Annotated in this window: 11 protein-coding genes; 6 read left to right on the top strand and 5 right to left on the bottom strand. The window is 71.0% G+C overall.

Annotated features, from left to right (window positions below; genetic code table 11):
• The first annotated feature begins 89 nt into the window (after nucleotides 1-89).
• From MMA15_RS25020 to boxB, 3 genes are all read left to right on the top strand, one after another.
• The gene (locus MMA15_RS25020) at nucleotides 90-950 is read left to right on the top strand and encodes an amidohydrolase family protein (protein ID WP_241062426.1); all 861 of its coding nucleotides are present in this window, start codon (nucleotides 90-92) and stop codon (nucleotides 948-950) included.
• Between the two features lie 682 nt (nucleotides 951-1632).
• A complete protein-coding gene (boxC, locus tag MMA15_RS25025; RefSeq protein WP_241062427.1) occupies nucleotides 1633-3351 on the top strand; it encodes a 2,3-epoxybenzoyl-CoA dihydrolase in 1719 nt (572 codons plus the stop codon).
• Between the two features lies 1 nt (nucleotide 3352).
• Nucleotides 3353-4774 carry a benzoyl-CoA 2,3-epoxidase subunit BoxB gene (gene boxB / locus MMA15_RS25030; protein ID WP_241062428.1) on the top strand — a complete coding sequence of 474 codons (1422 nt, stop codon included), beginning with the start codon at nucleotides 3353-3355 and terminating at the stop codon, nucleotides 4772-4774.
• A gap of 101 nt (nucleotides 4775-4875) precedes the next feature.
• Here boxB and MMA15_RS25035 read toward each other — a convergent pair whose 3' ends face one another.
• Together MMA15_RS25035 and MMA15_RS25040 are read right to left on the bottom strand one after the other, a co-directional pair.
• Nucleotides 4876-5841 carry a cytochrome c biogenesis CcdA family protein gene (locus MMA15_RS25035; RefSeq protein WP_241062429.1) on the bottom strand — a complete coding sequence of 322 codons (966 nt, stop codon included), beginning with the start codon at nucleotides 5839-5841 and terminating at the stop codon, nucleotides 4876-4878.
• Nucleotides 5842-5863: 22 nt separating this feature from the next.
• Nucleotides 5864-6496 (bottom strand): redoxin family protein, encoded by a 633-nt coding sequence (locus tag MMA15_RS25040; protein ID WP_241062430.1) that lies wholly within the window; start codon nucleotides 6494-6496, stop codon nucleotides 5864-5866.
• Nucleotides 6497-6932: 436 nt separating this feature from the next.
• Here MMA15_RS25040 and MMA15_RS25045 point away from each other — a divergent pair, with 436 nt between their 5' ends.
• A complete protein-coding gene (locus MMA15_RS25045; RefSeq protein ID WP_241062431.1) occupies nucleotides 6933-7304 on the top strand; it encodes a hypothetical protein in 372 nt (123 codons plus the stop codon).
• Nucleotides 7305-7439: 135 nt separating this feature from the next.
• Here MMA15_RS25045 and MMA15_RS25050 read toward each other — a convergent pair whose 3' ends face one another.
• Nucleotides 7440-7919 (bottom strand): carboxymuconolactone decarboxylase family protein, encoded by a 480-nt coding sequence (locus MMA15_RS25050; protein ID WP_241062432.1) that lies wholly within the window; start codon nucleotides 7917-7919, stop codon nucleotides 7440-7442.
• 412 nt (nucleotides 7920-8331) lie between these two features.
• Here MMA15_RS25050 and MMA15_RS25055 point away from each other — a divergent pair, with 412 nt between their 5' ends.
• Together MMA15_RS25055 and MMA15_RS25060 are read left to right on the top strand one after the other, a co-directional pair.
• On the top strand, nucleotides 8332-8916 hold the full coding sequence (locus tag MMA15_RS25055; RefSeq protein ID WP_241062433.1) for a hypothetical protein: 585 nt from the start codon (nucleotides 8332-8334) through the stop codon (nucleotides 8914-8916).
• Between the two features lie 135 nt (nucleotides 8917-9051).
• The gene (locus tag MMA15_RS25060; protein WP_241062434.1) at nucleotides 9052-10194 is read left to right on the top strand and encodes a CapA family protein; all 1143 of its coding nucleotides are present in this window, start codon (nucleotides 9052-9054) and stop codon (nucleotides 10192-10194) included.
• A 117-nt stretch (nucleotides 10195-10311) separates the two neighbouring features.
• Here MMA15_RS25060 and MMA15_RS25065 read toward each other — a convergent pair whose 3' ends face one another.
• Together MMA15_RS25065 and dgoD are read right to left on the bottom strand one after the other, a co-directional pair.
• Nucleotides 10312-10914 (bottom strand): CchlQ, encoded by a 603-nt coding sequence (locus MMA15_RS25065; RefSeq protein ID WP_241062435.1) that lies wholly within the window; start codon nucleotides 10912-10914, stop codon nucleotides 10312-10314.
• A gap of 246 nt (nucleotides 10915-11160) precedes the next feature.
• On the bottom strand, nucleotides 11161-12309 hold the full coding sequence (dgoD, locus tag MMA15_RS25070) for a galactonate dehydratase (RefSeq protein ID WP_241062436.1): 1149 nt from the start codon (nucleotides 12307-12309) through the stop codon (nucleotides 11161-11163).
• Between the last annotated feature and the right edge of the window lie 7 nt (nucleotides 12310-12316).

Here is a 12316-nt window from a genome sequence, read left to right on the forward strand (position 1 = left end):
CGGCCCTCTGGGCCTGCCACGAGGCCGGGCCGCCCCGACTGCCGTGCTGCCGCCGTCACTTGGACCCCCGACCCTCTGGCAGGTGAGAGATGCTCGACGGCCACTTCCTCGTGGACGCGCATGTGCATGCCGCGCGGCTGCCGACGCTGCGGCCCGCGTGGCGGCGCTGGGCCGAGGAGTTCGGCGACGCCGACGCGCTGGCGGGCCTCTACGACGGCAGCGGCACCCTCGTGCCCGAACGCGTCGACGCCTGCTTCGAGGCCGAAGGCGTCGATGTGGCCCTGCTGTTGTGCGAGCACAGCCCCAAGACGACGGGGGAGCAGCCGATCGAGGACGTGCTGCCGCTGGTGAAGTACAACCCCCGCCGCTTCCGCCCCGTCGCCAACGTCAACCCGCATCTGCACTATCCCGTCGACGCCGAGGTGGAGCGGCAGTTGGCCCTGGGCGCCGTGGCTCTCAAACTCCACCCCGTCCACGGCGGGTTCAGCCCCGCCGACCCCGCGCTGTATCCCGCGTATCAGGCGTGCGTGACCGCGGGCGTGCCCGTGGTGGTGCACTGCGGCACGAGTTCCTTCCCCGGGTCGATGAACAAGTACGCCGACCCGGTGCTGCTCGACGACGTGCTGCGCGACTTCCCCGGGCTGACGCTGGTGCTGGCGCACGGCGGGCGCGGGTGGTGGTACCAGGCCGCCGCCTTCCTCGCGCTCTCCCGGGAGAACGTGTGGATCGAGCTGTCCGGCTTGCCCCCGCACCGGCTGCCCGGCTACTACGCCCAGTACGAACTGCGCCGCCTGGCAAGGAAGTTCATCTTCGGCACCGACTGGCCCGGCGTGCCGGGCATCGCACGCAACGCACGGGCGCTCGCCGCGCTCGGCCTCGACGAGGAGACCCTCGCCGGAGTCTTGGGTCGCAACGCGCTGGAGGTCTACCCGGGGCTGCGCGTCGCGTAGCGGCCCCGGTCACGGGTCCCGGTCGTGCGCCTCGATCACGCCCCGGATCACGGGTCCATCGGCGGCGGGGAGGCGAGCACGACGCACGAACTGCGGCCCAGTTCCCCGAACTCCGGCCCAGCTCCCGCAGCATGGCGTGGAAGGACTCCCGGTGGTCGAGGTCGAGTACGGAGGCGGGCTCGTCCAGGACCAGCAACTCCGGCTCGTTGACGATGGCCTGGGCGATGCCGGTTCCGCGCTTCATCTCTACGGAGAGAGAGTGCGCAGCTTGCGGTCGATACGGCCGGACAGTCCCACGCGGCAGGCGGCCTCCTCCACGGCCGCGGGGACGGCCGTGCCGGGGGAATCTGCTGGAGCCAGGCGACGTAGGTGACGAACTCCCGCACCGTGACGCGCCGGCAGACGCCGAACTCCTGTGGCAGACAGCCGAGCCGGCGGCGGATCGCCGGCCGCCGGCCGAGCACGCCGGGGTCGCGGTCGAGGAGCGTGATGCCGCCCTCGTCGGGTGCGAGCGCGGGTGGCGAGAGCAGGGATGAGCGTGCTCGTGCCTGCGCCGTCGGGCCCGAGCAGGCCGTGCACGCCGGTGCCGCGCGCCCATGAAGTTCTACAAACTATTGACGTCACGGGAGAATGATGTGGAACATAGGGCTATCCCAGGCTGGAGGACGCTGGAGGAGACCGCATGACCACCACCGCCGAGACCGAGCCGGAAACAGCTGCCGACCAGCCCGTACACGTGGACTTCCGGACCGAGCCGTCCCGATACCGGCACTGGCGCATCGACGTCGAAAGCCCGGTCGCCACGCTGACCATGGACGTCGACGAGCAGGGCGGACTGCTTCCCGGCTACGAGCTGAAGCTCAACTCCTACGACCTGGGCGTCGACATCGAACTCCACGACGCCGTACAGCGGTTGCGCTTCGAACATCCCGGGGTGCGCGCCGTCGTGGTGACCAGCGCCAAGGAGAAGGTCTTCTGCGCGGGCGCCAACATCCGCATGCTGGCGGCCTCCCCGCACGGCTGGAAGGTGAACTTCTGCAAGTTCACCAACGAGACCCGCAACGGCATCGAGGACGCCACCGCCCACTCCGGGCAGACCTACATCGCCGCGGTCAACGGCGCCGCGTCCGGCGGCGGTTACGAACTGGCGCTGGCCTGCGACCGCATCATGCTCGTCGACGACCGCTCCACCACCGTCTCCCTGCCCGAACTGCCGCTGCTGGGCGTGCTTCCCGGCACCGGAGGGCTGACGCGCGTCACCGACAAGCGACATGTACGGCGTGACATCGCGGACTTCTTCGCCACCAGGTCCGAGGGCGTGGGCGGCAAGAAGGCCGTCGCCTGGCGGCTCGTCGACGAGACCGTGCCGCGCACCGCATGGGACGAGGCGGTCGCGGGACGCGCCGCGGAGGCCGCCGCAGCGGCCGGCAGCACCGTCGGCGCCGAAGCCGGGACCGCCGGGATCGAACTGACGCCGCTGGTCAAGTCCCGTACGGACAGCGCTATTTCGTACCGTCATGTCTCCGCCCGCATGGACCGGAAAGCGAAAGCCGTGGAGATCAACGTCGCGGGCCCGGAGGCGGCGCCGCCGTCCGGGATGGCCGAAGTCCACCGGCAGGGCGCGCAGTTCTGGACGCTCGCGATGACACGCGAACTGGACGACCTGATCCTCGATCTGCGTACCAACGAACCCGAGCTGGGCACCTGGGTGCTGCGCACCAGCGGCGACCCGCAGCACGTCCTCGACCACGACCGGCTGCTGCTCGACAACGACGGGGACTGGCTGGCCCGCGAGATCCTGCTCTACCTCAAGCGCACCCTGAAACGCCTCGACGTCACCAGCCGCAGCCTCATCGCCCTTGTGGAGCCCCGCAGTTGTTTCGCCGGGTCGCTGCTGGAACTCGCCCTCGCCGCCGACCGCGGCTATCAGCTCCTCGGCGTCTTCGAGGACGAGGACCCCGACGCGCCGCCGGCGACCGTGACCGCCGGGCCCGCCAACTTCGGTGCTCTGCCCATGTCCAACGGCCTCTCCCGGCTGGCGACCCGCCACTACCACGACCCGGAGGCGCTGGCCGCCGTCGAGGCCGTGGCCGGCAAGCCCCTGGGGGCCGTCGAAGCCGAACGTCTCGGCCTGGTCACCTTCGCCCCCGACGACATCGACTGGGCGGAGGAGGTCCGCATCGCCGTGGAGGAACGGGCGAGCTTCAGCCCCGACGCGCTCACCGGCCTGGAGGCCAACTACCGCTTCCCGGGCCCGGAAACGCTGGAGACCAAGATCTTCGGACGGCTCAGCGCCTGGCAGAACTGGATCTTCACCCGGCCCGGCGCCTCCGGGCCCGAGGGTGCCCTGCGCTCCTACGGCACGGGCCGCCGCGCCGACTTCGACCGAAAGCGAGTCTGAGATGCCCGTGAACGGAGCCGACTACAGCGAGAAGATCCCCAACAACGTCGACCTGCGCGAGGACCGCCGCCTCCAGCGGGCCCTGGAGTCCTGGCAGCCCGACTTCCTCAACTGGTGGGAGTCGATGGGCCCTTCACTGCCCACCCAGGACGTCTATCTGCGTACGGCGGTCGACGTGGGCCGCGAAGGCTGGGCGCACTTCGGGCACGTAGCCATGAAGGACTACCGCTGGGGGATCTTCCTCGCCGAACGCGACCGCGACCGCCGCATCGGCTTCGGCGCCCACAAGGGCGAACCGGCCTGGCAGAAGGTCCCCGGCGAGTACCGCGCCGACCTCCAGCGCCTCATCGTCATCCAGGGCGACACCGAACCGGCCAGCGTCGAACAGCAGCGCAACCTCGGTGCGACCGCGCCCAGCCTCTACGACCTGCGCAACCTCTTCCAGGTCAACGTCGAGGAGGGCCGCCACCTTTGGGCCATGGTCTATCTGCTGCACGCCTACTTCGGACGCGAAGGACGCGAGGAGGCCGAGGAGTTGCTGCACCGCAACTCCGGCAGCGACGAATCGCCGCGCATACTCGGCGCGTTCAACGAGGAGACCCCCGACTGGCTGTCGTTCTTCATGTTCACCTACTTCACCGACCGCGACGGCAAGTACCAGCTCGGCACCCTCAAGGAGTCCGGCTTCGACCCGCTCTCGCGCACCTGCGAGTTCATGCTCAAGGAAGAGGCGCACCACATGTTCGTCGGTACGACGGGCATCGACCGCGTCGTCGAGCGGACCGCCCGGCTGATGATCGACCACGACACGGACGACGTGGCCGCCCTCGGCGCCATCCCGCTCGACGTGGTCCAGAAGTACCTCAACTTCCACTACTCCGTCTCGCTCGACCTCTTCGGCAGCGAGACCTCCAGCAACGTCGCCAACTACTACACGGCGGGCCTCAAGGGCCGCTGGCGCGAGGACCGGCGCAAGGACGACCACCGGCTCACCGACGACTCGTTCCTCGTGGACGCCCTCGTCGACGGCGAGATCGGCACCACCGAGGTCGCGGCGCTCGTCGGCCTCAACACCGATCTGCGGCGCGAGTACATCGGCGACTGCCAAAGCGGCGTCAACCGCTGGAACAAGATCCTCGAAGACGCCGGGCTCGCACCGCGGTTCCGGCTGCCGAGCGTCGCGTTCAACCGCAAGGTGGGCGCCTTCGCGGGAATCGAGGCCACACCCGACGGCACGGTGCTCTCACCGCAGGAGTGGGAGCGGCGCAGGGACGCGTGGCTGCCGACGGACGCCGACAAGGCGTATGTGTGCTCCCTGATGCGGCCCGTGCACGAACGCGGCAAGATCGCCGGCTGGATCGCCCCGCCCCGCCGGGGCATCAACGGTCAGCCCTTCGACTACGAGTACGTCCATCTGGCGTGAGGGCGCGGGGAGTCGGCGGACCGGAGAAGCGGGTGTGTCGGGGAGTCGGGGAGTCGGGGAGCTGCGCCGTGGCGGCACCGGTTCGCCCCGAGACCCCGCGCTCAACTCCCGGCGCGTTCCTGCTGCTCGGCCTTCCGCCCGGCTCCCCGCGCCGCCTGCGGCTCGTCCTCGTGCACGCCCTGGTGCTGGTCGTTCTGCTCGCTCGTGGCCGGTGCGCTCGCATGCCGCCGCCCCCGTAGCCTCAGCCCGATCAGCGCGACGGCCAGCAGCACCCCGAACACGCCCGCGACAACGGGGACTCCGGTCCACTCCAGGGCGTTCGCGATGGTCCGCTGCACCGTGCCCGCCCCGTCGACCACCGGATCGCCGCCCGTGGTGCCGCCGCCGAGTGCGCGGATCTCGTACCAGCCGTAGTACGAGGTGTAGGCGCCCACGAGGACGAGCAGCGCGCCGCCCAGACGCGAGGCGACCGCGCCCAGCCGCCGCAGGCCGCCCACCGTGGCCGTACGGGCGAGGGCCACGGCCAGAGCCGCCGTGCCCACGACGGCGCCCATCCCCGCCGCGTACGCCCCGAAGAGCAGCACCCCGCCCCAGGTCGAACCGCTGCGGAACGCCGACACCACGATGGCGAGGAACGGCGCGATCGTGCAGCCGAGCGACGCCACGGCGTACGCACCGCCGAACAGTGCCATCGACGGCACGGACCGGGTGACCGACGGCGCACGGCGCACCTTCGGCAGCAGCGACGGAAGCCCGCGCCCCGCCAGCAGCCACACGCCGAGAGCGGCCAGAAGCAGCCCGAACACCACGGTGAACCACGGCAGATGCTGCTGCACCTGGCTCGCCACGGGCGCCACGACCAGCCCGAAGACGCCGAAGACGGCCGCGAAACCCACCGTCATCGCGGCGGTCGCGGCCAGCGCCCGCCCCACGGCCGCGCCCCGCGAGGGCGAGTCGTCGCCCAGCACCAGCAGCGACAGATAGGCGGGCAGCAGCGCGAAGCCGCAGGGGTTGACCGCCGCGAGCATGCCCGCGGTCAGCGCCAGTGCGAGGGGGACGTCGGCCATGTGTCGGCGGGTGCGCGGCAGTTCAGCCGGCCAGCCCGGCCACCTGCTTGGTGAGCTGGTCGGGACTCGTCGCAGCCCCCTCGTGGACCGTCTTGCCGTTCTTGTCGAGCATCACGTACGAACTCTGCTGCGAGATGCCGAACTTCTTCCAGACGGCGCCCTTCTGGTCGTTGAGGTGCGGGAAGTTGCCGACCTTCTGCGTCTTGACGAAGCCGCGTATCGGCTCGGTCTTGTCCAGACCGGCCACGCCCACGAAGTTGATCTTGCCCTTGTACTTGTCGGCGAGCTTCGCCGTCTGCGCTGCCTGCCCCTGGCACGTCCCGCACCACGGCGCCCAGAACCACAGCACGGACGGCTTCCCGGCCAGCGTCTCGCCCTTGAACGACTTTCCGTCGAGGGTCGTGCTCGCGAACCTCAGCTTCGCGGGGGCGGACTTGCCGTCCGGCGCCTTCTCGCCCGGTGCGATCCCGGCCGGGGCGTCCTTGTCCTTGCCGGCGTCGCCGCCCTTCTCGCCGCCGGCGTCGTTGCCCTTGTCCTCGTCCGCCGCGGCCTTGCCCGACGGCTTCGGCTGGTCGTCCATGCCGCAGCCCGCCACGGACAACGCGCTCGCCACGAGCAGGGCAGTGAGGACGGTACGGGTTCGACCGGCACGCATCATCTGAATCCTCTGGTCACGGATCGGGCTCGTCACGCTAGGACGTCACGCCCGGCACCAGTCGGTCTTTAGCGGCACCTGACTAATCCGCACTGATCCGCGGCGGGGAACGGGCTGTTGCCGCCCGGAGCTACGGAGGCGGATGCCCTCCCGGGCCGCCCGCGCGCTCTGTGCCCCCGTCACCGGTGAGACCTCCGCGACCTGCGCGGCCTCTGCGCCCTTTGATCCCGCTCCATCCGCGTGACCTCCACGGCCGAGGGGCGGGTCCCCGGGAAACCGGAAGCCCAGGAGGAGCACGATGCGCAGACCGTGGGGCCCGGACGGTGACGCGGCCCACGGCCCGCGGCCCTCGGGCCCCGCGTCGAGGGGCGGGCCCGCCGCCGCCCACGGCCCGGCGCCCGCTCCGCAGCGCCGGACCACCGGAAGGACGACGGGGATGGACACCCACTGGCACGCCTTCAGCTACACGGGCCACGCAAGACCCCGGGACGCCGAGGCCCGCGACCCGGAATCGGCCACTCCGCCCATCGAGTTGGACAAGTGGTTCCGCAAACCCCGCTCGATGATGTCCGGCACCTTCACCGACGCCGCCGCTGCCGCGGACTGGCTGGAGCGCGAACTCACCGAGTCGCCGCCGCCCGACGGTGCCCTCCCCGTACGTACGCACATGCGCGCCGCACGCGACGCGCTGCGCCGAGGCTCCGACGCATACGTCGGCTACTACACGGCCCACGGCCGCTTCCTCGTCCGTACGCTGCTGGCCTGCCCCCGGGGGAACCTGCGCTGCCCGGCGCCGCCTCGGCGCTAGGCGACGCCGCGCCCCGCTTCCCGGACCGCCCGTGGTTTCCCGGGACTGCCCCCGACCGTCCGGCACGTCCGGCCGCGGGGCCGGGTCACTGCCGCCGGTCACGACGACCTCCGACCCGGCCCCACGCCGGGGCCCTCACAAGTGCGAGAGCTGACCGGGCTCGTAGTCGCCCGCGGGCTGCCGCACGATGACGTTCATCCTGTTGAAGGCGTTGATGAGGGCGATCAGCGACGCCAGGGTGGCGAGCTGTTCCTCGTCGTAGTGCTTGGCCGCCCTCGCCCAGACCTCGTCGGAGACGCCACCGGCCGCGTCCGCGATACGGGTGCCCTCCTCCGCCAGCTCCAGCGCGGCCCGCTCGGCCTCGGTGAAGACCGTCGCCTCCCGCCATGCCGCGACGAGGTTGAGCCGCAGCGTGGTCTCACCGGCCGCGATGGCGTCCTTGGTGTGCATGTCGGTGCAGAAGCCGCACCCGTTGATCTGGCTCGCGCGGATCTTCACCAGCTCCTGCGTGGCCGCCGGAAGCGACGACTCCGAGAGCACCTTGTTCGCCGAGACGATGTGCTTGAGGAACTTGCCCACGGTCGGGCTGCCGAAGACGTTCAGACGGGGATCCACGGTGACTCCTTAGCGGTTGTTCGTTGACTGCACCCCTACGACGAGACGGCCCGGCGGAATGTGACACGGCGCCCGGCACGGTTTTCGCGGGCGAGGGGCTGGGGCGGTACGCGGGTGCGGCCGGGTGGGGGCGGCCAGGCCCGCAGCGGGGACCGCAGAAGCATCGGCCACGATTCACGAGGGGGCAAAAGCCACACCGGGCAGATGGAGTCATCGGAGAGCAGGCGCGCCGTTCCCGAATCCGGGTCGGCAATGGAGCGTGCTCGACGCCACGAATTCGCCAGCCGTCCAGCACGCTTTCTTCACGACTGGCGAAGGGGCGGGCCGTAGGCAGACGTCCGAAATCCGCCGCATCACCCGATACCCCTATGGAAAGCCTCCCTCGTCGAGTACGTATCTGGGAGGGGAAGGCATGGGCTGGCGCATTTTCAAGGACTGGTCGAAAGAAGTCGCCGTAATCACAAAGCGACTGGACACAATGCACAGCGACATCGTCCGTCTCAGCACCGTCGGCGAATGTCGGTCACGAACACCGGACGACGCTCAGTCCGGCCTCCCCAAGGGACTAGACGACTACCAGAAGCACGTCAAACTCCTGCGCGTCGCCGCCGATATCGCGACTGCGGAGCTTCGCTGCCACCGCGACACATGGGCCTATGTCGCCGAGAAGGCCGCGCCTCAGCCACAACACTTCCGTACCCCCGGCAGCATCGCCGACGAGGAAGGCCGTGTCCGAACCACTCTCTCCGGACGCTCACTCGTCGCCGTACTGACCGCCTTGTGGACCATCGCCCACAAGAAACACACCACCGACGCCGAACTCGTCGACTGGGCCCTCGCGGTCACCCTCTACAAACAAGTAGCCAACGCGATCGAACAATTGCGGCACGGGGAACAAGACGATTGCACGAAGGTCGTCATCATCATCGACCGCCGACGCCGGCGCCCCTTGCGGGCGGGCGCGTGTGACGACTCCGATAACGACGAAGGCAGCTAGCGGGCGTCATTCGTGAGAAAGCCCCCCGCCGCCGACGTCGGCGGGGGAGCCGCGGGTTCACGGATGCGCTCGTGCACACGCCGTCACCTTGGTCACCGTGCCGGATGCGCCTTCGTGCCCGCATATATTGCCCCGATGAGCGGCGAAAAGGTCACTTTGGCCCTGTGCGGTGACGTCATGCTCGGCCGGGGCGTCGATCAGATCCTGCCGTGCCCCGGGGACCCGGAGCTGCGGGAGGCGTACATGCGGGACGCGCGGTCGTACGTCGAGCTCGTGGAGGCGGTCAGCGGGCGCATCGATGCGCCCGTCGGGTTCTCCTGGCCGTGGGGGGAGGCACTGGAGGTGCTGGACGAGGCCGCTCCCGATGTGCGGGTGGTCAATCTGGAGACGAGCGTCACCCGGCACGGCGGGTTCGACCCCGGCAAGGGCGTCAACTACCGCATGAATCCCGCGAATCTGGGCTGTCTCGGTGCCGCACGCCCCGATGTGTGCGTACTGGCGAACAATCACGTCCTGGACTTCGGGCGGCGCGGCCTTGAGGAGACGCTGGACTCGCTCGCGGGTGCCGGGCTGCGTACGGCGGGTGCCGGGCGGAGCGCCGATGAGGCGCGCAGGCCCGCGGTGGTGCCGGTCGGCGGCGGACGGCGGGTGCTGGTGCTGTCGGTGGGGACGCCCTCCAGCGGGATTCCCGCGGCGTGGGCGGCGCGGCCGGACCGTCCCGGGGTGAACTTCCTCGACCGGCTCACCCCGGCCGCCGCCACCGGGATCGCGGCCCGCATGAGGGAGGCCAAGCGGCCGGGCGACGTCGTGGTGGTGTCGGTGCACTGGGGCTCCAACTGGGGCTATGGCGTGGCCCGTGACCAGGTCGCCTTCGCGCATGCGCTCGTCGACGCCGGCGGCGTCGACGTCGTGCACGGGCATTCGTCGCACCATCCGCGCCCGTTGGAGGTCTACCGGGGCAAGCTCGTGCTCTACGGCTGCGGCGACTTCATCGACGATTACGAGGGCGTCGAGGGATTCGAGGAGTACCGGGACGAGTTGAGGCTGCTGTATCTGGCGTCCGTCGACGCGGATACGGGCGCGCTGGCCGAGCTGCGCATGGTGCCGTTCCGTTCGAGCGGGATGCGGCTGGAACGCGCGGACGCGGCGGACAGCGAGTGGATGCGGGCCGTACTCGACCGCGTCAGCCGGGAGTTCGGCGTACGGGTCGGCAACGGCGGTGACGGGATGCTGACAGCGCGGGCCGAGGAGCGTCCGGCCCGTGGGCACACGCCCTAGGCGGGTGCGCGGCAGCCGGGTGCCGCCCGGCCGCTGCCCGTCCGGCGGGCCCCAGCGCCAGCCCCGGCCCAAGCCCCAGCGCCAGCCCCGGCCCAAGCCCCAGCCCCGGCCCCGGGCTCAGCTCCCGTCTCCCGCCGCCGCGACCTGCTCGCCGCAGCTCGGGCACCGGTCCCTGCCGTCCCACTCCTCCCAGCCGAAGGTCGCGGGCGACAGCGAACGGTCCTCCAACTCGCCCCGCACGGCGACCCGGTAGTTCCACACCGCCTCGATGTACGGGTGGTACGCGTCGTGGAAGGCGCGCGAGTCCTGGGCGGCACCGGCGGCGACCACCCGCTGAAGCGCACGCAGCCGCTCGAACATCGCCTGCCCGGCACCGGCGACCGCCGTGGTCGCGTCGATGAACAGCCGCTCGCGCACCTCGTAGACGGACGCCTCGCTCAGTGCGGCACGGGTCGCCGCTTCCAGGTCTGTGCCGGTCTGTTCCCGGCCTGTCCCGGTCGCTTCCGGGCCGGCCACGGTCCCGGGTCCGGACTTGGCGATCTCACGCAGCCGTGCGTGGCACGCACCGGCCGCCGTGATGAACTCGATGTACACCGACCGGCGGCGGGCCTCGATGCCTCGGCCGTCCTCGTGGCGGCGGCGCAGATAGTCGGCCATGACGGTGCCCGAGATCGCGATCGTGCCGCCGCTTATCGTCGCGACGAGCGTTCCCCAGTCCAAGCTCTTCCCCCGTGCCGGTGACGATGCCCGACGGGAATCTACGGCAGCCGACTCCCGGACGCCCCGGGCGGGTCGGGCGACCCGTGCCGACCCGTGCGCCAGCTCGTGTGACCCCCAACTCCCCGCCCGCGACTGCCCGTTGGGTGAACGACTCGGCCGCTGCGTTGGCGCACCCGCGACGCCCCGCTCTGCCGGGGGCGCCCGGCGACGCCCCGACACGCGACGCCTCGCCCGCCGCCGGGCGGCTCACCACTCGGCGAAGGCCCCGTCCCCGTACCGCCACAGCGGGTTGTGCCAGCTCTCCGACGCGCCGTCCGCGGCCCGTACCGCCTTCTCGTCGATCTCCACGCCCAGCCCCGGGCCCGTGGGGCGCAGCAGATGCCCCTCCTCGAAGCGGAAGACGGAACGGTCGGCGACGTAGTCGAGCAGTTCCGCGTCCTTGTTGTAGTGGATGCCGATCGACTGCTCCTGGATGAGGAAGTTCGGTGTGACGAAGGCGAGTTGGAGAGAGGCCGCCAGAGCGAGCGGCCCCAGCGGGCAGTGCGGTGCGATCGCCACGTCGAAGGTCTCGGCGAGCGTCGCGATGCGGCGGCTCTCGGAGATGCCGCCCGCATGCGACAGGTCCGGCTGGAGCACCGCGATGCCGGCACGCAGCGCGGGCAGTACGTCCGTACGGGAGTACAGCCGTTCTCCCGTGGCGACGGGAAGCGCCGTCGACTCCGTGACCCGGCCCAGCAGATGGGTGTACTCGGGCAGGACGGGCTCCTCGACGAACATCGGCGCATACGGTTCGAGTACGCCCGCTGCCCTGATCGCGCCCGCCGTGGAGAAGCGCCCGTGCAGATCGACCGCGAAGTCCCGTTCGGGGCCGAGGACTTCGCGGGCGGCTTCCGCCCTCGCCGCGACCGCGTTCAGCTCCGCGACGGTGGGCAGGCGGCCCATGCGCCCCGAGGCGTTCATCTTCACGGCGGTGAATCCGGCCTCCACCTGGGCGGCGACCTGGTCCCGTACCGCCGCCGGTTCGTCGCCGCCCACCCAGCTGTAGGCGCGTGCCCGCTCCCGTACGGGCCCGCCCAGCAGCCGGTGCACGGGCGCTCCGAGCGCCTTGCCCGCGATGTCCCACAGCGCCTGGTCGATTCCGGCGACGGCGCTGGAGAGCACCGGCCCGCCGCGGTAGAAGGAGCCCTTCGTCATCACCTGCCACAGGTCCTCGATGCGGGAGGGGTCCGCGCCGACGAGGAACTGCTCCGCGAGTTCGTGCACGGCGGTGCGTACCGTCTCGGCCCTGCCCTCCACGACCGGCTCTCCCCAGCCCACGAGCCCGTCGTCCGTCTCGATACGGCAGAACAGCCAGCGCGGCGGCACGGCGAAGGTCTCGACTCGGGTGATCTTCAAGTGGTGC

It is taken from the genome of Streptomyces marispadix (assembly GCF_022524345.1).
GTDB classification, from domain to species: Bacteria; Actinomycetota; Actinomycetes; order Streptomycetales; family Streptomycetaceae; genus Streptomyces; species Streptomyces marispadix.

Coding starts and splice junctions, on each gene's coding strand:
- MMA15_RS25020 (WP_241062426.1), top strand. CDS start 90: ATGCTCGACGGCCACTTCCTCGTGGACGCGCATGTGCATGCCGCGCGG.
- boxC (WP_241062427.1), top strand. CDS start 1,633: ATGACCACCACCGCCGAGACCGAGCCGGAAACAGCTGCCGACCAGCCC.
- boxB (WP_241062428.1), top strand. CDS start 3,353: ATGCCCGTGAACGGAGCCGACTACAGCGAGAAGATCCCCAACAACGTC.
- MMA15_RS25035 (WP_241062429.1), bottom strand. CDS start 5,841: ATGGCCGACGTCCCCCTCGCACTGGCGCTGACCGCGGGCATGCTCGCG.
- MMA15_RS25040 (WP_241062430.1), bottom strand. CDS start 6,496: ATGCGTGCCGGTCGAACCCGTACCGTCCTCACTGCCCTGCTCGTGGCG.
- MMA15_RS25045 (WP_241062431.1), top strand. CDS start 6,933: ATGGACACCCACTGGCACGCCTTCAGCTACACGGGCCACGCAAGACCC.
- MMA15_RS25055 (WP_241062433.1), top strand. CDS start 8,332: ATGGGCTGGCGCATTTTCAAGGACTGGTCGAAAGAAGTCGCCGTAATC.
- MMA15_RS25060 (WP_241062434.1), top strand. CDS start 9,052: ATGAGCGGCGAAAAGGTCACTTTGGCCCTGTGCGGTGACGTCATGCTC.